The organism is Sulfoacidibacillus ferrooxidans (genome assembly GCF_022606465.1).
In the GTDB taxonomy this organism is placed as follows: Bacteria; Bacillota; Bacilli; order Alicyclobacillales; family SLC66; genus Sulfoacidibacillus; species Sulfoacidibacillus ferrooxidans.
Genome location: NZ_JALBUF010000013.1, coordinates 17,172 through 33,108 on the forward strand (window position 1 = coordinate 17,172; position 15,937 = coordinate 33,108).

At 43.7% G+C, this 15,937-nt stretch carries 23 protein-coding genes and 2 pseudogenes; 20 read left to right on the top strand and 5 right to left on the bottom strand.

Annotation, left to right across the window (positions count from 1 at the left end):
- Nucleotides 1-210 precede the first annotated feature (210 nt).
- From MM817_RS13320 to MM817_RS17455, 18 genes and pseudogenes are all read left to right on the top strand, one after another.
- A complete protein-coding gene (locus tag MM817_RS13320; RefSeq protein WP_241716015.1) occupies nucleotides 211-582 on the top strand; it encodes an ArsR/SmtB family transcription factor in 372 nt (123 codons plus the stop codon).
- Nucleotides 554-1,195 carry a cation efflux transmembrane domain-containing protein gene (locus tag MM817_RS13325; protein WP_241716017.1) on the top strand — a complete coding sequence of 214 codons (642 nt, stop codon included), beginning with the start codon at nucleotides 554-556 and terminating at the stop codon, nucleotides 1,193-1,195. The genes MM817_RS13320 and MM817_RS13325 overlap by 29 nt, the downstream gene beginning before the upstream one ends.
- Before the next feature lie 174 nt (nucleotides 1,196-1,369).
- A complete protein-coding gene (locus MM817_RS13330; RefSeq protein ID WP_241716019.1) occupies nucleotides 1,370-1,624 on the top strand; it encodes a hypothetical protein in 255 nt (84 codons plus the stop codon).
- Nucleotides 1,625-1,635: 11 nt separating this feature from the next.
- Nucleotides 1,636-1,806, top strand: coding sequence for an N-acetyltransferase (locus tag MM817_RS17450; protein ID WP_419723401.1), 171 nt, complete (start codon nucleotides 1,636-1,638; stop codon nucleotides 1,804-1,806).
- A 219-nt stretch (nucleotides 1,807-2,025) separates the two neighbouring features.
- Nucleotides 2,026-3,012, top strand: coding sequence for an MFS transporter (locus MM817_RS13335; RefSeq protein ID WP_241716021.1), 987 nt, complete (start codon nucleotides 2,026-2,028; stop codon nucleotides 3,010-3,012).
- Nucleotides 3,013-3,497: 485 nt separating this feature from the next.
- Nucleotides 3,498-4,019, top strand: coding sequence for a Uma2 family endonuclease (locus tag MM817_RS13340; RefSeq protein ID WP_241716023.1), 522 nt, complete (start codon nucleotides 3,498-3,500; stop codon nucleotides 4,017-4,019).
- A gap of 518 nt (nucleotides 4,020-4,537) precedes the next feature.
- Complete coding sequence (locus MM817_RS13345) at nucleotides 4,538-4,744, top strand: hypothetical protein (protein ID WP_241716025.1); 207 nt, start codon at nucleotides 4,538-4,540, stop codon at nucleotides 4,742-4,744.
- 475 nt (nucleotides 4,745-5,219) lie between these two features.
- Nucleotides 5,220-5,690, top strand: coding sequence for a GNAT family N-acetyltransferase (locus MM817_RS13350; RefSeq protein WP_241716026.1), 471 nt, complete (start codon nucleotides 5,220-5,222; stop codon nucleotides 5,688-5,690).
- The gene (locus MM817_RS13355) at nucleotides 5,690-6,037 is read left to right on the top strand and encodes a VOC family protein (RefSeq protein WP_272879997.1); all 348 of its coding nucleotides are present in this window, start codon (nucleotides 5,690-5,692) and stop codon (nucleotides 6,035-6,037) included. Before MM817_RS13350 ends, MM817_RS13355 begins: the two co-directional genes overlap by 1 nt.
- Nucleotides 6,038-6,245: 208 nt before the next feature.
- Nucleotides 6,246-6,785, top strand: coding sequence for a cysteine hydrolase family protein (locus MM817_RS13360; protein WP_336605177.1), 540 nt, complete (start codon nucleotides 6,246-6,248; stop codon nucleotides 6,783-6,785).
- Nucleotides 6,786-7,072: 287 nt separating this feature from the next.
- A pseudogene (locus MM817_RS13365) lies at nucleotides 7,073-7,947 on the top strand (DMT family transporter).
- 209 nt (nucleotides 7,948-8,156) lie between these two features.
- On the top strand, nucleotides 8,157-8,294 hold the full coding sequence (locus tag MM817_RS13370; protein ID WP_241716030.1) for a hypothetical protein: 138 nt from the start codon (nucleotides 8,157-8,159) through the stop codon (nucleotides 8,292-8,294).
- Nucleotides 8,295-8,306: 12 nt separating this feature from the next.
- Nucleotides 8,307-8,663 (top strand): annotated as a pseudogene (locus MM817_RS13375) (class I SAM-dependent methyltransferase); the annotation flags it as partial.
- Nucleotides 8,664-8,678: 15 nt separating this feature from the next.
- A complete protein-coding gene (locus tag MM817_RS13380; RefSeq protein WP_241716032.1) occupies nucleotides 8,679-8,888 on the top strand; it encodes a hypothetical protein in 210 nt (69 codons plus the stop codon).
- A 149-nt stretch (nucleotides 8,889-9,037) separates the two neighbouring features.
- On the top strand, nucleotides 9,038-9,556 hold the full coding sequence (locus MM817_RS13385; protein WP_272879991.1) for a GNAT family N-acetyltransferase: 519 nt from the start codon (nucleotides 9,038-9,040) through the stop codon (nucleotides 9,554-9,556).
- A gap of 123 nt (nucleotides 9,557-9,679) precedes the next feature.
- A complete protein-coding gene (locus MM817_RS13390) occupies nucleotides 9,680-10,603 on the top strand; it encodes a phosphotransferase enzyme family protein (protein ID WP_241716036.1) in 924 nt (307 codons plus the stop codon).
- Nucleotides 10,604-10,851: 248 nt separating this feature from the next.
- Nucleotides 10,852-11,289: an IS110 family transposase gene (locus tag MM817_RS13395; RefSeq protein ID WP_241716038.1), complete on the top strand. Its 438-nt coding sequence runs from the start codon at nucleotides 10,852-10,854 to the stop codon at nucleotides 11,287-11,289.
- A 124-nt stretch (nucleotides 11,290-11,413) separates the two neighbouring features.
- Entirely contained in the window at nucleotides 11,414-11,590 is a 177-nt protein-coding gene (locus MM817_RS17455) for a transposase (protein WP_419723402.1), read from the top strand.
- A gap of 235 nt (nucleotides 11,591-11,825) precedes the next feature.
- Here MM817_RS17455 and MM817_RS13400 read toward each other — a convergent pair whose 3' ends face one another.
- The 4 genes from MM817_RS13400 to MM817_RS13415 form a co-directional block, all read right to left on the bottom strand.
- Nucleotides 11,826-12,242: a hypothetical protein gene (locus MM817_RS13400; RefSeq protein ID WP_241716040.1), complete on the bottom strand. Its 417-nt coding sequence runs from the start codon at nucleotides 12,240-12,242 to the stop codon at nucleotides 11,826-11,828.
- A gap of 113 nt (nucleotides 12,243-12,355) precedes the next feature.
- Nucleotides 12,356-12,982 (bottom strand): hypothetical protein, encoded by a 627-nt coding sequence (locus tag MM817_RS13405; protein WP_241716042.1) that lies wholly within the window; start codon nucleotides 12,980-12,982, stop codon nucleotides 12,356-12,358.
- A 96-nt stretch (nucleotides 12,983-13,078) separates the two neighbouring features.
- Nucleotides 13,079-13,336, bottom strand: coding sequence for a hypothetical protein (locus MM817_RS13410; RefSeq protein WP_241716044.1), 258 nt, complete (start codon nucleotides 13,334-13,336; stop codon nucleotides 13,079-13,081).
- Between the two features lie 439 nt (nucleotides 13,337-13,775).
- Nucleotides 13,776-14,240 carry a hypothetical protein gene (locus tag MM817_RS13415; RefSeq protein ID WP_241716046.1) on the bottom strand — a complete coding sequence of 155 codons (465 nt, stop codon included), beginning with the start codon at nucleotides 14,238-14,240 and terminating at the stop codon, nucleotides 13,776-13,778.
- 95 nt (nucleotides 14,241-14,335) lie between these two features.
- Between MM817_RS13415 and MM817_RS13420 the strand changes: the two genes are divergently transcribed.
- Nucleotides 14,336-14,593 (top strand): hypothetical protein, encoded by a 258-nt coding sequence (locus MM817_RS13420; RefSeq protein ID WP_241716047.1) that lies wholly within the window; start codon nucleotides 14,336-14,338, stop codon nucleotides 14,591-14,593.
- Nucleotides 14,594-14,705: 112 nt separating this feature from the next.
- The gene (locus tag MM817_RS13425) at nucleotides 14,706-14,996 is read left to right on the top strand and encodes a hypothetical protein (protein WP_241716049.1); all 291 of its coding nucleotides are present in this window, start codon (nucleotides 14,706-14,708) and stop codon (nucleotides 14,994-14,996) included.
- Nucleotides 14,997-15,035: 39 nt separating this feature from the next.
- Here MM817_RS13425 and MM817_RS13430 read toward each other — a convergent pair whose 3' ends face one another.
- Nucleotides 15,036-15,587: a hypothetical protein gene (locus MM817_RS13430; protein ID WP_241716051.1), complete on the bottom strand. Its 552-nt coding sequence runs from the start codon at nucleotides 15,585-15,587 to the stop codon at nucleotides 15,036-15,038.
- Nucleotides 15,588-15,937: the final 350 nt, after the last annotated feature.

Below are 15,937 nucleotides of genomic sequence, written 5' to 3' on the forward strand. Positions count from 1 at the left end.
GCACATGTCCTAGAAGGAAACGCTCTTGGTTTCTGCATGAAAATACACAACTAAATTCGTTTTACTATTCAGGTATCGGGCCGGAATGTTGAGCTAGGGTGCAGTAATTCAGCATCAATTTTATACCAAATTAGGCACGAATCCCTTGCTTCGTGTCTTACTCCATGGCATATTATATTCAAATAATCATTTGAATGAAGGTGACTTAAGATGCCAAAACGAGATATGTGCCAGATCGAATGTGTGGACATGTCGAAAGTGGAACGACTCCGTTCTGTTATTCCACAGACCGACTTGCTGTCAGTGGTTTTTAAGGCACTGGCAGACTCAACACGATTAAAAGTAGCATTTGCCCTTGCGAATGATGAATTATGTGTTTGTGAGGTTGCAGCACTGCTTGACACAACTGTTCAGAATGCATCTCACCACTTAAGGTGGCTTAAACGTTCGGGGCTTGCCTCATATCGTAAAGATGGGAAACTTGTCTATTATAGATTGTTACCCGCAGCATTCACGATTTTGAATTCGATTCAACAATGGCAAGGGGGTGGAAATGTTGTCGGTGCAAGCTATGCAGGTTAAAAAGGGCATCAATATTGAAATCGTCAGTATTTTTTGGATGATCGTAGAAGCAGCAGTAGCAATTGGAGCAGGTATCGTGGCTCACTCACTAGCTCTCACTGCATTTGGTGCCGATAGTATTATTGAATTAGTAGCAGGAGGAATCCTGCTGTGGCGTCTTTATGTCGAGTCAAATGGTGCGAGTATTGAGCGGGTTGAGCAAGCTGAGAAACGTGCCTCTTGGGTTGTTGGAGTCTCTTTACTTGCATTGGCTATATACATTGTCGTGATGGCTGGATACGATCTCTGGACACGTTCAGGTTCAGAAACCAGCATGCTTGGATTGGCGCTTGCAGTTGCTTCCGGCATCATCATGCCTTATCTTTCTCGTGCGAAAAAGAAAATTGGCACGCAAATTGGTAGCAAGGCACTTAGAGCCGACGGTTCCTGTAGTATCGTTTGCGCTTACATGGCTTGGACACTAATTGTAGGACTCGTTCTAACCGCATGTTTAGGCTGGTGGTGGCTAAATGCATTGGCAGGACTTGCGCTCGTGTATTTTATTGTAAAAGAAGGTATAGAGGCGATACAGGAAGCCCGTGGTGTTGAGGACGCTTGTGGTTGTTGTCATTAAAGTGCTCAATATCTTCTGTCGCTATTGGAGGCTGATCTTGAAAAAGGATTTGTTTACGTCGATGCATAAATATATATTGCAGAATTTTCTGTGTTCCTACGCTATCGGACAGGTTAGCGACATATCAAGCGTCATTAAAGTCGAAGGTTCACTGTGATACGTAGGTTGAATTTGTTGGACTTAGATGAAGTCAACGCATTGTTAAATGTTCAACGTCTCGCATACAAAGTTGAGGCTGATTTGATTGGTTTTTATGACATCCCTCCTTTGAAAGATACCATTCAGAGCCTTCAAAGCTGTACTGAAGCGTTTTATGGATACTTCCAAGAAGCTGGGCTGTTTGGTGCCATCTCGTACACTAAGCAAGCTGATGAAATAGACATCTGCCGCTTGTCGTTCATCCAAAAGCATTTCGTCAGGGTGTTGTAGGTAGAGCATTACTGGAACACCTACTGGCTACGGAGAACGATGCGACACGGTTTATCGTGTCAACAGGTCAGAAAAACACACCAGCGGTAAAGCTGTATGAACAATACGGGTTCACTGAAACCGATACAACCGAGATAAGCAGTGGTGTTTATGTTGCTCATTTCGAACGGAAAGCCGTTTGATTTAGCGCTAAGGTGGTGAATATGCCAGAAGCGGTGTGCTGCCAGCTGATGTATCATGATTCAGATAGACTTCTCCGTCGTTCTCGAGCAGGTAGCAGAGTTTAGTAAAGGGATAATTTTAATTTTTGGTATAATTGTATGGGTGTTGTTGAAAATAGATGAACTCCTTAAGTGATCAAACACTACAAAGAAAACAAAATTTATTTGAAGGGGCACGTGATGAGCCGATTTAAGAACTCTATATTCTCAAATAAACGGTTCTTAACCCTATTAAGTGGGCAAGGAGTTTCGTACTTTGGCGATTCGATTGCTGCCGTGGCACTGCCCATCCTCATTTTAACTGTGACTGGGTCGGGCTTTCTCATGGGATTGGTTGGAGCATTAGAAGTTGCTCCTCTGCTCATCGTAGGTTTACCTGCGGGTGTTTGGGTAGACCGTTGGAATCGCAGTAGAGTGATGATCATCTCGGACTTTGGCAGAGCTGTTGTGATGGCTTTCATTCCTATTGCATCATTGGTGCATATACCGATAATGCCCGTCATTGTACTTGTAGCAATCATAAGTGGGACTTTGGCTGTGTTTTTCGGTGCAGCCTACACCGGGATGATTCCACGCATCGTCGTACCAGAAGAACTTGGACGTGCCAACGGTTATTTTGAAGCTATTGAAAGTGCAGCATATGTTCTCGGACCGTCCCTAGCTGGTATATTGACGTCAAAGATTGGTCCGTCTTATGTCATAGGCTTAGATGCACTATCCTTTATTTTTTCGGCTATAGCAATCATCAACTTACGTGACAACGAGAAAGTGAGTGCGCAAAGTTCCCGTCAAACAAGAGATTTTTTCACTGAAATGCGTGTAGGTCTCAAAACAGTTGTAAATGATTCTGTATTAAAAGCGATCACGTTATTGTGGGGTAGCAACCGTTTTGTGTTCGCTGCGTTGATTCCTACTTTGACATTCTTTGTACTAAAGACGTTGCATGGAGGATCAGAACAAGTCGGCGTCTCAGTGAGTATATACGCTGTCGGTTCTTTACTAGGAACTCTGCTTGGATCGAGAGTACCAGAACGTTTAGGTGTGGTCATGGCACTGTCCGCACAAAGTTTAATGTTTGTGGGTGCAATCCTTCTTTCTACGACTAATTGGGACCCGATGGTTTATGGGTGTTCTGCGATTCTGGGCTTTGGTGAAGGGCTTTGGTGAAGGGCTTCTTTTGGTCATCTACCTAACATATAGAGTAAGCAGAGTTTCTGAGGTTGTTGTTGGTCGAGTTTATGCGATAACGTCTACAGTAACACAAGGCATGGGTGCAATCGGCTACCTAATCATTGGCAGCTTGCTAAGCATCTGGGGCGGTCATATCACATGGTTTGTGCTATCTGCGCTATCCATTCTGGGCATTGTATCGTCCCTTTTAGTGTTGAAAAAGCAGCTAATTATTCGATAAAACATCGAGTAAGTCAGATAATCACTTGCTCGGGAAACGGGCGTAAAAATTCAAATTTGAATGATATTGCGCACTTGAAGCAGAATAGCGCAATACCGTCCTTGAGGTAATTGAAAGCCTAATTCCTACAAGGTACTATTAGAACAAGGCTCTGGTTCGTTTAGCAGAGAGCTGCGCCAGCGTGATTGTACTATTTAAATGAAATTGAAGAAGATAAAACTCAATGATGGGGGAGTCCTCAATGGCGGCTGTGAATCCGGAAGACCTCGAACGTTACGAGATGATCGAGGGTGTAGTATATGATATGTCCCCTTCGCCTTCCGAGGGGCATCAGCGGGCTACCACTGCCATAGGGAGTTTGTTTTTTTCAGCCTTCAAAGGGCAATGCAGAACCTACGTCTCTCCTTTCGATGTTTGGCCGACAGGTGACACCAAAGATGCGTATGTTCAACCGGATGTGACTGTGATTTGCAACGCCAACAAGATAACACATGATGGGTGTGTCGGAGCACCTGATCTGGTTGTAGAGGTGTTAAGCCCTTCAACTGCAGGGAAAGACCGTAAAGCAAAACTACATCTGTATCAACGTTCCGGCGTGCGTGAGTACTGGATTGTTGATCCAGTCATGCGAACTGTGGAAGTGTTCAGTATTGATCAAAATATATTTGGCCCTGCAGAAACCTATGCTGCTGGAGAGGATGAATTTGTTCCCGTCGGAATTAAGGAAGGACTTCAAATTTCACTGGGGGATATTTTTAATTGAACTTTTTATTGGCCGGAGGCTATGCAAAAATGTGCGTCGTCGGTCATCATGTGGTGAAAATCCACCCGTCCAGGACTGCGGGCGCGAACCTACCGTGACGTTTGGCAGCAGTAATGCGGCTTTGCGATAGCTCACGGGACAACGTAGCCGTGCCAGATAGAGTGAATCCGGGCCGGAGCCAGGTTACAGAGTGCATGGTGAATTCCAGAACCCCATCCATATAAATCGCGTCACGACAAACAAGCGAAACACCATGACACGCTTGAGCCAAAAGGCAAGTGGCAGGAATGATGGAATGAACGTTGTGTAACTTGAGTTCATAACAACGGGTGCTGATCTCCAAGAAGGATTTGCTCCCGTCCATGCATAAATACATAGCAAGGCATTTTTTGGGTTATGTCGCTATTGAATCAGTAATCCTGAAGAGCAGAATGAAAAACGCGTGATTAATTTTTGGTGTATAATTTGGGAAATACGCGATATAACTACTCCGTTCGTATGAAAGGCGGTGTAGTCTAATGGCATTATCCCGTGAGCAGCTTCATCGTGTAATCGATCTCCTCCCCGAGAACAAATTGCCAGCTTTAGCCGACCTGATTGACAAATTAATTGACGATGATGATGAACCCGTGTCCGATACGGCGATTGTGGAATACAAGCGTATTCGCCAGGATATGCGCCAGGGAGACTTTGTTTCCTTCGATGAAATTTTCGGTGATAACTGAATGTATAGTCTCATCTTCAGCAAAGACGCTCGAAAATTCATCGATAAACAAACCGCACAGACAAAACAGCGAATTCGTAATGCCCTGTTACAATTAGCTGAAGATCCATTTTCTAACCGGCAAGTCAAGCGTTTGAAAGGAACCGAAGACATTCTCAGGCTAGGGTAGGCGACTTTCGAGTCGTATTTTCCATTGAAGAAGAAAAACATGTCATTCTCGTTATTTCGATTGGAAGTAGAGGGGACTTCTATAACAGGTTCTAAATTCCTTGCTTCGTTGTGGAATGTCATGAATTTTTCCTCAAGCAATAGTGATATATGACTGTTCAGTGCGTACACCCTAGAGCGTCTTGGTGCCACTTCTGCATACACATGCAGCATGTAGCTCGCAGGTCTTGTTTCACAATCGGGTAGAAGAACGACACAAGGGCCGTTTTGCGACAGAAGAGGATTTGCTGAGGAAAGGGGTGTCAGCTGTGAAGCTGGTTAAGTACAGGGATCACCTCATATCCATCGAGAAAGTCATCCAATTGTTGTCATATGCGGTCGGATCCGCAACGGAAAAAAAGCTTCACAACATTTTGGAGAATGTGTATCGGCAAGATGACGCGGAGCTATGTGTTTTTATTGATGACGGTGGCTCCGCGGTAGGTATTGTCGGATTCAAGGGCAAGGGAGCCTCTGCGGAAATCCTCCACATTGCGGTTGCTGACAACCGGCGCAACTCAGGGATCGGTCGAAATATGATCGATGAACTCCTCAGATTGAAAAATTTCACTGAATTAACTGCGGAGACGGATCATGATGCCGTTGAATTTTATCGTAGATATGGATTCGAAATACAGTCTCTTGGCGAGAAATATCCTGGTATAGAGCGGTTTCACTGCCGTTTGTTGCACAGCGAACGGTCAGAAAACCAGAATGAGGTGGCTACGTGGACGGTGTAATGGGAGTTTGTGAAGTGCTTTTCTTTGTACCCGATGTCCAAGAAGCCAAAGCCTGGTACATGAAATTGTTGGGCACAGAGCCTTATTTCGACGACGAAAATTACTGTGCTTTTGATTTGGCGGGTACAACAGTGGGAGTTCACCCAATGGATGATAAAACGAAATCCGGCGTAGCTGGACAAGTTACGTATTGGAGAGTCGCAGACCTTCACAAGACGATTTCACACTTTGAATCGCATGGGTGTCGTCTATTTCGTGGTCCGATTTTCGGGGTAGATAAAGTATGGGTATGCCAACTCACCGACCCATTCGGAAATGCGTGGGGATTCATGCAACGCCCAGAATAACGCAACTGTTCTGTGGCTAGCGGGTGCATTCACTCAAGAACGCGGTACACCAACAAATGCATGAATATTCGATACTGCCATCCGCGTCGTTGTGGGACTCTCGGGCCGGAGAGTCCAATAGCATTTATAGTAAAATAGGACACCGAAAAATAATTTTAGTGGCGGAGGTTTCGATGATGAGTGCAATTGAAAGTATGCGGTACTCTTAATTATTGACGTTCAAAAAGGATTCGATGACCCGGTGTGGGGAGAACGCAACAACTTACAAGCGGAAGGAAATATTGAAAGGATTCTTCGCCACTGGCGAGAAATGAATCGCCCTGTCTTTCATGTTCAGCACTTATCTATGATTTCTACCAGTCCTCTTCGTAGAGACCATATCGGAAGTGAAATTAAAGATGGTGTCAAGCCCTTACCTTATGAACCTCTGTTCCAAAAAAGTGTAAACAGTGCATTCATCGGCACAGATTTGGAAGACTGTTTGAGAAAGAATGGGTATCAAATAATCATTATTGTAGGGCTAACGACGGATCACTGCATTTCTACAACGACCCGCATGGCAGCAAACCTTGGATTTAAGCCATACCTCATTTCAGATGCTACGGCAACTTTTGGGCGTACGTTAGATAAAGGAAAGTATTATTCACCTGAAGAAATTCATGAAATCAATTTAGTTAGCCTTAATCACGAATTTGCCACTGTTATGGATACAGCTACACTTATGGGAAGTATTGAGCCGGTGATATAAGAACCGTGATGCCGGCTTGTTGTATGAAAATGCAACGACAGGTTATTTTTCTTGTTGAACTTAGAGTGTAATTCAATGTGAATAATCATAAAGTTCGCGATATACTGAGAAGACAATGTTTCCGTGTTCGTTAAAACAGAATTGTGTTAGGAGGCTCAACACATGGTGTTTGATGCATTATTTGAGAACGACGTCCCCTCATTCCCACGCCATTGAGTGAAGGGATCGGGACGTATTTTCCCTTCGCCCGTGGACAATGAATGTTCAAATATGACGGAGGGATATGGATGAATACACGCTATTTAGGCGCCTTATACATGGCATTAGCCGCAAGTATATGGGGTGGCATGTATGTGGTAAGCAAGATTATACTTGCAACTGTTCAGCCCATGGAGCTTGTCTGGATGAGGTACGTTGTTGCACTGATTACACTCGCAGTTTGCATAATTGTTACTAAGCAATCTTGGAAAATTGGATGGAGTCACGTACCTCTCGTTATCGCTGTTGGAATTGTGGGGTATGCGTTATCCATCTGGACGCAGTTCCTTGGAACTAAACTTTCGACAGCACAGATGGGAGCTATGATTACATCAGCAACACCCGCCTTTATGGTAGTATTCGCTCGAATGCTAGTAGGTGAAAAGATAACTGTTCGTAGAGCTTTATCCGTTGGGCTTGCCACAATCGGCGTTCTAATGATTGTAGGAATTGGTGGGTTAAGCCCTTCATACGTACGTGGTGGAGTGATCTTGGTGATTGCTGCATTGTCATGGGCATTCATGTCCGTTATAGTAAAGCGCATTCCGCAAGACTATTCACAATTAACGGTCATCATGTATGCCATTTCAATCGCGACGATACTGATATCCCCTGTGGCTGTTCCACAATTGATCCATACACCATCAAGAATATGGCTACACCCGAGCATATGGAGTGGGGTTTTATATTTAGGGATTTTTTCTACAGCAGGTGCATTTTTTTGTGGAATAAGGGATTACAAATGGTTGATGCGTCATCTGGAGGATTGTTCTTTTTCTTTCAACCTTTAGCTGGTACATTTCTCGGTTGGTTAATTCTTGGAGAAATAGTTGGAACGTCGTTTTGGTTAGGGGCCGCACTGATTGTCATCAGCGTTTTTATGGTTCTACGCGATTCTCAATGATGTATATAGAGAGCGACAGAAACCCTGTCGCTCCTTGTTTGCACTAAGTTGTTGAATTAAAGGGTGCTGATCTCGAAGAAGGCATTGTAGCAATAATTGCATGAATATTCAGGTCTAAATAGTGAACGTTACTGCACATCAGGGCAGGATAGTGCCATAGCGACTCAATGTATGTAATTTTCATATTTGATTGAATTGGGGGTAAGCGAATGGCGGATGAAATCTTCGAGAATCCACGACTGGCTGCAATTTATGATCCATTTGACCCTGACCGTTCTGACCTCGACGCATACGAGTCCGTGGTAAATGAATTTGGTGCCCGTTCAGTGCTTGATATTGGTTGCTGAACAGGAACCTTTGCATGTCGGCTTGCCGCCAAAGGTATCGAAGTTATTGGACTGGAGCCAGCTCAAGCTTCACTCAAGGTGGCTCGAATAAAACCTGGATCTGAACGTGTTGAATGGATTCACAGTACTGTACTAGACCTCCCGCCATTGACGGTTGACATTGCAACCATGACTGCTAACGTCGCCCAGGTTTTCCTGACCGATGAGGAGTGGAAAGAGACCCTGGTAGCCGTTCGGGGTGCATTACGTCCAGGCGGACGATTGATATTTGAAACACGGAAACCCGAATCACAGGCATGGACAAACTGGAATAAGGACAGTACTTTTGAACGGGTTGATGTACCCAGCTATGGCATTGTTGAGAGCTGAGTTGATGTTACTAACGTGCAAGATTCATTGGTTTCCTTCCGATGGACTTATGTGTTCGAAAGTGATGGTGCCATTATCACATCAGACTCGACGTTGCGTTTCAGTAGTTATGAGGAAATTTCTAATTCTCTTAAAGATGTCGGACTGACTTTGGAAGAGGTAAGAGATGCACCTGACCGTCCAGGAAGGGAGTTAGTTTTTATTGCCCGTCGCCCGACTGCATAACTCAAGAGTGGCGCATTAGCTGAAGAAACGTCTGTCGATATGGATAATTATACCTATATCTCTGCGGACGCTCGTGGCGCTTAAGGGTCGTTTAATTAAATTTGGAAGGTTATTTGAAAACACATCTGATAATGGATTGGAAGTGCCGTATGTATATTAGACTGTTGGACACTTTTGACGCCCAAGTATATAGGGAGGTTAGGTTGCGTTCATTGAAAAATGATCCTGGTTCATTTGGATCAACATATGAGCAAGAAGCCACTAGACCTTTGGAGAATTTTGCAGAGAGGATACAGCATACAAAAGACCAATTTACGTTGGGATGTTTTGACGACAGCAACATATTAGTTGGCATTGTCAATTTTGCACGTGAAAACAGGCTTAAGACGACACATAAAGGAAATATCTACGGTATGTACATAGAGCCTCAATTTCGAGGACGTGGTTTAGGTAAAACCCTACTGTTAGCCCTCATTGAGAGGGCGACTAAAGAATGCGATGGGTTGGAACAGATTCATCTAACGGTAGTGTCTAATAACGAATCAGCTAAACGGTTATATGCCTCGCTGGGATTTGCAGTTTACGGTGTAGAACCACATGCTTTGAAGTTTGATGGACATTATTTCGATGAGGACTTAATGGTTTTAAGATTAGCAAAATTGAACTAACGGGCGCAAAAATGCAAGTTCCCTGAGGGGCCCACCTGTTGTATGATGATACGGTGGCATACGCTTTCGGAATCTTGTGCAATCAGACAGGAGTGACAAAAATAATTGAAATGTGGCTGCAGAATGGAAGAGTCAAAACGAAAGTTTCTCACTGAATCATACCAATGGAATTCTGACACCAATTTTGTGGTTCTGCACTCTGGAGAGAACAACACGTACGTGGCAAAAACTGAAACTAGCAAATACGCAATTCGTAGGTACAGACCGGGGAGGTTTACGTTGAACCAAGTTCGTGCAGAGGTTGCATGGATAGACAGGCTTTCAGAGTTTATTAAAGTGCCTCGATTGATTAAAAATCGCTTCGGAGATCTCGTATCTGTTTCAGATGATGATCACGGAGACATTTATACTGTATCAGAATTCATTGAATCAGATTTGATTCTAAACCCAACAGAAGATGATTATCACGAACTGGGGCGCTTAGTGTGTGCACTACATGTAAATTCAGATAAAATTATGAAAAAAGAGACAAAGGATTGGGGAGGTTGGGACAGACCCGAGTACAATTTGAATTACATCGTGCAAGACGGTCTACAGTGTCTTTTGGATTGTAATGTCCTTACGAGCGAAGACAAAGAGCGATGCATTATGATTGCTAGAAACCTGACTGAACACTGGAAATATGTCAAGTTTGAGAAAAAATTCATTCATGCAGATTTACATTTCGGAAATCTCTTATCAACTCCGTCAGGCTTTTACTATCTGGATTTTGATGAGTGCGGATTCGGACACAGGTCAATTGATATCGGTGTTGCCCGCCTGCATCTTCGACGAACAGCGAATCCAGAGGTGGCGTGGAAAAAATTCGAAGAAGGATATGGAGTTGGTTTTGTTGATGAGGAAGTTCGCTTTGGTACAGCACTTCGGATATTTTATATGGCAGGAAAAATCCCAAAGCGTCAGGATATTAAAGAGCTGCGTTTGAAATCAGCAGATTATATTCGACGATACTTAGGCTACATTGAATCCGAAATCTTCCTGACCTAGTCATAATGAACGACAACGGTCCCGTTTCGTAAAATCGTAGGTTGCGTTGGCCATACTGAGAATGGTAGCCAATGCAGAGCTACCATACGAAAGGTTTCGATCGTATGAAGGATAGCACAAAATACGTAGGTTTAGACGTGTCGAAAGAGAGCATTGCTGTAGCCGTGGCAGATGATGGACGCGGTCAGCCGAAGTTTGTGGGCATGTTTCCCCACACAGTAGAATCCGTGAGGAACATGGAAGCATAGTTGACTGAAGAGGAGGTCCGCTTACGAAGTAGGCCCAACGGGATACGGGTTATACCGGCTATTGCGGGCCATGAATTGCCGTGTATGGTGGTTGCTCCCTCACTAATTCCAGTTCGTCAGGGTGATCGCGTGAAAACAGATCGGCTGGACGCCTTGAGATTGGCGCAGTTGTTTCGAGCTGGAGAGCTAGTGCCGGTGTTTGTTCCTAGCGAAGACAATGCATCTCTGCGAGACTTGGTGTGGGCGCGAGAGGATGGGATCGAAGATCGACTACGGGCAAGACATCGTTTGTCGAAGTTTCTTGTGCGACATGATCGTCGACCAAAGTCACGTCTACTTCCGTGGGGGGTCCATGCACAGACGTTGGCTCGACGGGCTGAAATGGGAAGATCGGCCAGAACAAGTTGTATTTCAAGAGTACTTGCACCACCTCGATGAAATCGATGGTCGACTCAGTTGTCTAGAGGCAGCGATTCATCTGGAGGCGACAGAAAGTTAGCAGGAACCCGTCATTCGGGCATTGCAAACACTGAGGGGCGTTGCATAAGTAATCGCGACGTGGCTGGTGGCAGAGGTTGGAGAGTTTCGTCGGTTTCGAAATCCGGACCAACTGATGGCGTATGCAGGACTTGTGCCTAGAGAATATTCGAGTGGGTCATCGAGAAAGCAAGGGGGTATCACGAAATGTGGGAATGCCCATTTGCGCCGCGTTCTGGGAGAGGCAGCGTGGAGGTACTGATATAAACTGACTATCAAGGGGGCGATTAGAAAACGGCAAGAAGGGCAGAATCCACAAATTCAGGACATGGTTTGTTTTGCTCCCATTTTGTTCAAGACACCCTTTCGATAGTAGTCTATCAGTCCTTCTTTTTGTGTCCGCCACTTTATATTAGGTCCAGTGATGAATCGGTTTTTTATCTTTTATTGAATAGTTCGCCAAGGAAATTGATAATGGTTCCGCTTGTACTTTTATTCTAAAATGAAGATATATTATAAATAATCCCGGTTTTAACGTTTTCCATGGAATGGCCAGGGAGATTGACGATTATGAGTTGATCCTCAGATGCATTCTGATAGCGAAGACTTACGTAATAGTTAATTGGTGGGAGTGGAAGCCCACTATAAATTGCACCCTCCGGTATGACCCCATACTCTTTGTTGAAGAGGTACATCAAATTCTTAATTTGCCCTGATTGGTGGGCATTATAGAGGCGTGGCTGTACACTCGAATCTGCGTACACGCTGTTAATAATCACTAATTTTGGATTGGGTGGAAGCGATTGAGATGCGTATCCTGGTGGTTGTAAACTATGAATGAAAATGCTTGTTGCGATCAGTATGGTAACAATAATACCTACATTAAGCAGTTTTCTCTTTGCTTTGATGATCATGTACTCGTCCACCTTGTTTCACAGGGTATAAAGATTACGGGAATTGAAAATACGCTTATTGTAAAAATAGAACGAGGGTGATTGAGAGACACCGTACTGTCTCTCATAAGCGGTTAATTGTACTGTACCCAGTGCACAGTCACATTCCCCGTCGAGTTCATTGGAGTAGTAACTTCAGAAAGGATGTGATTGTCGCTAGGCTGAATTGTGTAAGCATAGCCGACGTTCTGGGTTGTTGGATACGAAGTTCCACTTGATGTTCCATCTTCTCCTGTGAATGTCACAGAACCATAGTCTGCCATGTTTTCCGTTGTGGAATTAATAACTGTTGGTCGTTCTACGATCCATTCGGAAGTTGAATTGTATCCGGAGTAGCTTGTGATACCAGAGACATTAAATGATATCGCGTTTCCATTTTTGAGGTCATGGTAATAGAAATGTGCTGTTCCCTGTCCTGTTGAGGAATCCACAGTGAACCAAATATCGACATACATATTATCACCAGGGACTGCATGTAGACCACCAACAGATGATTCATAATGCATATTGACGCATGTATTAAGAATTTGATAACAAAGATTGTAATTAGTTGAGGTTATATCGTTTGGTTCTGTACCACCATGAATGAGTGGCATCAGAACGATTTCCCTCCACCCCAACCCATGAACTCGATTATGCAGGATGAAAACTTGGATTGCCACTTGCATAAGGAAAAGTCCACCATCCAACCACTTGTTCACCTTTGTTTCCACCAGAATAATCAATCGCTCCGCTCGAATAATTATATCGAGAACCATGAGATGAAGAACTTATATCTGTTGAAATAAATGTCGGTTTTATCCAATGACTCCCTCAACAGCTATTTTCCATCTTGCAACGGCGCTGGCAACATTCTGACGGGCAGGAAATCCATATTGAGCACGTTGTGTATCAGTGGCCGTAAGCGGGTTGAAGTGCGATGGGGGAGCGTTGAATTGTGGAGACGGGTTATTGATCGGCATACTTTTTTGACTTGTGGCAAAAGCAGGATTGGGCATAGATGCGGCAGTGAAGGATAGAACAAGTACAGAAGCAAGTTGCGTGATTTTTTTCATTTCCAATGTTCCTTTAAAATTTATTGTTTGTAACTAAAACTAGTTTACCTTTCTTGAATTGTGAAGTGTGTCGTATTATATGAAGTTCATTTTTAATTTAATGTTCAATGTGGTGGAATGCATGAATGTGCGGATCAAAGATGTGTTCACACGCGCAAAAGCTGGAGATGCCAAAGTCATGGAAAATATCCTTTTGCGTTTTGACCGACTCATTCGCAAGGTGTAGATGAATCATGGCGTAGTCGATGAAGAGATTGCACAAGAAGTGAGGGCTGAATGTTCAATTAAACACTAGAGACTTAATCGTCAATCGAGAAACTGTTTTTTCATACAAATTCAGATTGAGCCCGTGATCCTCCTTTAGACCTTTAAAAACGAATCAGTAGTATACTATTTTATCTGAAAGTAAAACTAAACATAAATCCTCCCCAACCAGTAATTACATGTGTAGCTGACCTTGTGAGTAAACAAGTAATTTGTAATTGATCGTTTTTTCTGCGAGTCTAACAGATTTTACCCAAGGACTTCCTACTGTAATATTTTTATTGAGCGGAAATAATCCGTGATATACGTCAAATAAATTTGCAATAAAAAGGTTATGTTTTAATTGTTCATTTTTCATCATTAAAGAATAATTTAATTCTCTTGTGGTGACAAAAACCACTCCATTTGTTTCGGGTTGTATTTGTTCCAGTATCACGCTAGATGATTTACCTTGCTTGATAGAATCTTGTTCTTTGTTATAATTATGGATTTTCGAATGAGAACTAAATACATGGACTATAGATGTATCCTTTGAGTAAATATTCGATCTCGGTTTAGGGAAATAGGTCTTACACCCTGTCATGGCTATACATGTCAAAGCTAACGCAACCACACCAATTCCCAGTATTCGTTTTTGCACACAAACCACCCTTTGTCTTAGAATATCGCGGTGTCTTGATCATCAGATAAAACAGCACAGTAGAAATTTGACACATTATTGAGTGCCTTATATCTTTGGTTGTACAATCACAAGCCTCTCTTTCCTATGACGATGCCGCGCTCAAAATTGCTGCCACGGCGGGAGAAGGACAATCAATTTCTCCGTATACCTATGCGCTGCAGGCTGCTGGACAGGATACGACTGTGGACCAAATGATCGAAAATGCTTATGCCAAAGTAAATTTTGGGTGGCTCAGCGTGTGGACAGTATCTGGCCCATCGGCATCCGCGACAAATGCGGAGTGGAAGTCTGCAATGGAGACTGCTGCCTGAGGGGTGGCTACCTCGACGATTCAAAATGCGGCTAAGACATATGGATTCGTTCCAGCTTATGTTGTTCTCGATCTTGAAAGCACTTATCGACTGAGTAGCGCAGGGCAAGCTCATGCTGATTGAGGGATGGATCACTGGACTAGTTTCCCAATTAACGGGTGCATTATATATCAATCAGTCCGATTTTACCATATGGGATGCTAACTCTTTCGGGGTTCCATTATTTGTCGCGGTGGATGTAGCGGATTTCATGGGACCGGTTACTGGGAGTAATATCGCTGGGTATATGGCTTTTGACGGAACATGTTCAGATGCTGGTTCGCAAGTTAGCACCATTGATGAATGGGATGCTAACATGAACACGATTCAGTTTGTTGGATCGGTATATACATGTAACTCCTAGCATCTAAAAGAGTGAGAGTTCCTTCTCGATTCTTTTGAGTTACTTAGTGAATTGAAAAAAGAAGGCAACGGGCGTCGTTCCCAGGCTGTAGCGGGTTCCAGATTGCGCCAAAAAACAGGTTACGTGCACCGTATCGTGGACTTCCTGAAACTCTACGCTGGTCACCCAGGGGTTGTGTGGACCAGGAATTGGCATTAATCTATTCAGCTTAATCGTGGGTTCATACTGTTCTCCTGGTACCGTTGGTGTAGACAGGTGTAGAATATTGGCACTCAGAAGTGTAAACGAAAATCGGTAACCGTGGTCCCAAAAATGCACATCTCGAAAGTCATTGAGGCTAAAGAATTGATTCATAGGCTGCGCTTTGTTAAAGTCCGTGATAAATCCGATTTGAGGTGGACTATTCCAAATGCTCACGACGGTAAAATCAGGTTCAGTCCACTTTTTAGTTTTGATTACGGCCTGCGTTTTCTGCGAGACAGTTGTATTAGTTAAATCCAAACTGGAAACAGTAGTTCCACACCCCGTCCCTAATGAAAGAAATGTAACTGCACATAGGGATAGCCCAAAAATTTGCAATGTGATTCTCATCTTTACGCCTCCAACTCTTTGATGTACTGCTGTATATTGAGGGACTACTGAACGGGCACTAAACGTCCTACTCAATTGATCAGAAAAAGTGGTCAGGATTGGTCACAAAAAAGAGCTGTAATCTCCTCTCAGGGTTTATCATCAGCAGAACGAGGAATCAAATCCCCGTTATTGACCGCCGTTCAGGACGCTGCAAGTGCTGGATGGCAGTAAGGATCTCTCTACAAGGGCAAAAACGTACTTGGAGTTCTTTACTTTGGTGGGTTCATTTTAGAAACTCTACGGAAGATCAATCTTCGGCGTCTACGGATGGCGGAGGAGGAGTGGATCGTCCGAAAAAAACTTGCCCA

What these genes read in the sequence shown, in the direction of transcription:
- MM817_RS13425 (WP_241716049.1), top strand. Translation starts at nt 14,706, where the DNA reads ATGCTGATTGAGGGATGGATCACTGGACTAGTTTCCCAATTAACGGGT.
- MM817_RS13345 (WP_241716025.1), top strand. Translation starts at nt 4,538, where the DNA reads ATGGCATTATCCCGTGAGCAGCTTCATCGTGTAATCGATCTCCTCCCC.
- MM817_RS13340 (WP_241716023.1), top strand. Translation starts at nt 3,498, where the DNA reads ATGGCGGCTGTGAATCCGGAAGACCTCGAACGTTACGAGATGATCGAG.
- MM817_RS13400 (WP_241716040.1), bottom strand. Translation starts at nt 12,242, where the DNA reads ATGATCATCAAAGCAAAGAGAAAACTGCTTAATGTAGGTATTATTGTT.
- MM817_RS13385 (WP_272879991.1), top strand. Translation starts at nt 9,038, where the DNA reads ATGTATATTAGACTGTTGGACACTTTTGACGCCCAAGTATATAGGGAG.
- MM817_RS13370 (WP_241716030.1), top strand. Translation starts at nt 8,157, where the DNA reads ATGGCGGATGAAATCTTCGAGAATCCACGACTGGCTGCAATTTATGAT.
- MM817_RS13410 (WP_241716044.1), bottom strand. Translation starts at nt 13,336, where the DNA reads ATGAAAAAAATCACGCAACTTGCTTCTGTACTTGTTCTATCCTTCACT.
- MM817_RS13335 (WP_241716021.1), top strand. Translation starts at nt 2,026, where the DNA reads ATGAGCCGATTTAAGAACTCTATATTCTCAAATAAACGGTTCTTAACC.
- MM817_RS13325 (WP_241716017.1), top strand. Translation starts at nt 554, where the DNA reads ATGTTGTCGGTGCAAGCTATGCAGGTTAAAAAGGGCATCAATATTGAA.
- MM817_RS13390 (WP_241716036.1), top strand. Translation starts at nt 9,680, where the DNA reads ATGGAAGAGTCAAAACGAAAGTTTCTCACTGAATCATACCAATGGAAT.
- MM817_RS13355 (WP_272879997.1), top strand. Translation starts at nt 5,690, where the DNA reads ATGGGAGTTTGTGAAGTGCTTTTCTTTGTACCCGATGTCCAAGAAGCC.
- MM817_RS13430 (WP_241716051.1), bottom strand. Translation starts at nt 15,587, where the DNA reads ATGAGAATCACATTGCAAATTTTTGGGCTATCCCTATGTGCAGTTACA.
- MM817_RS13320 (WP_241716015.1), top strand. Translation starts at nt 211, where the DNA reads ATGCCAAAACGAGATATGTGCCAGATCGAATGTGTGGACATGTCGAAA.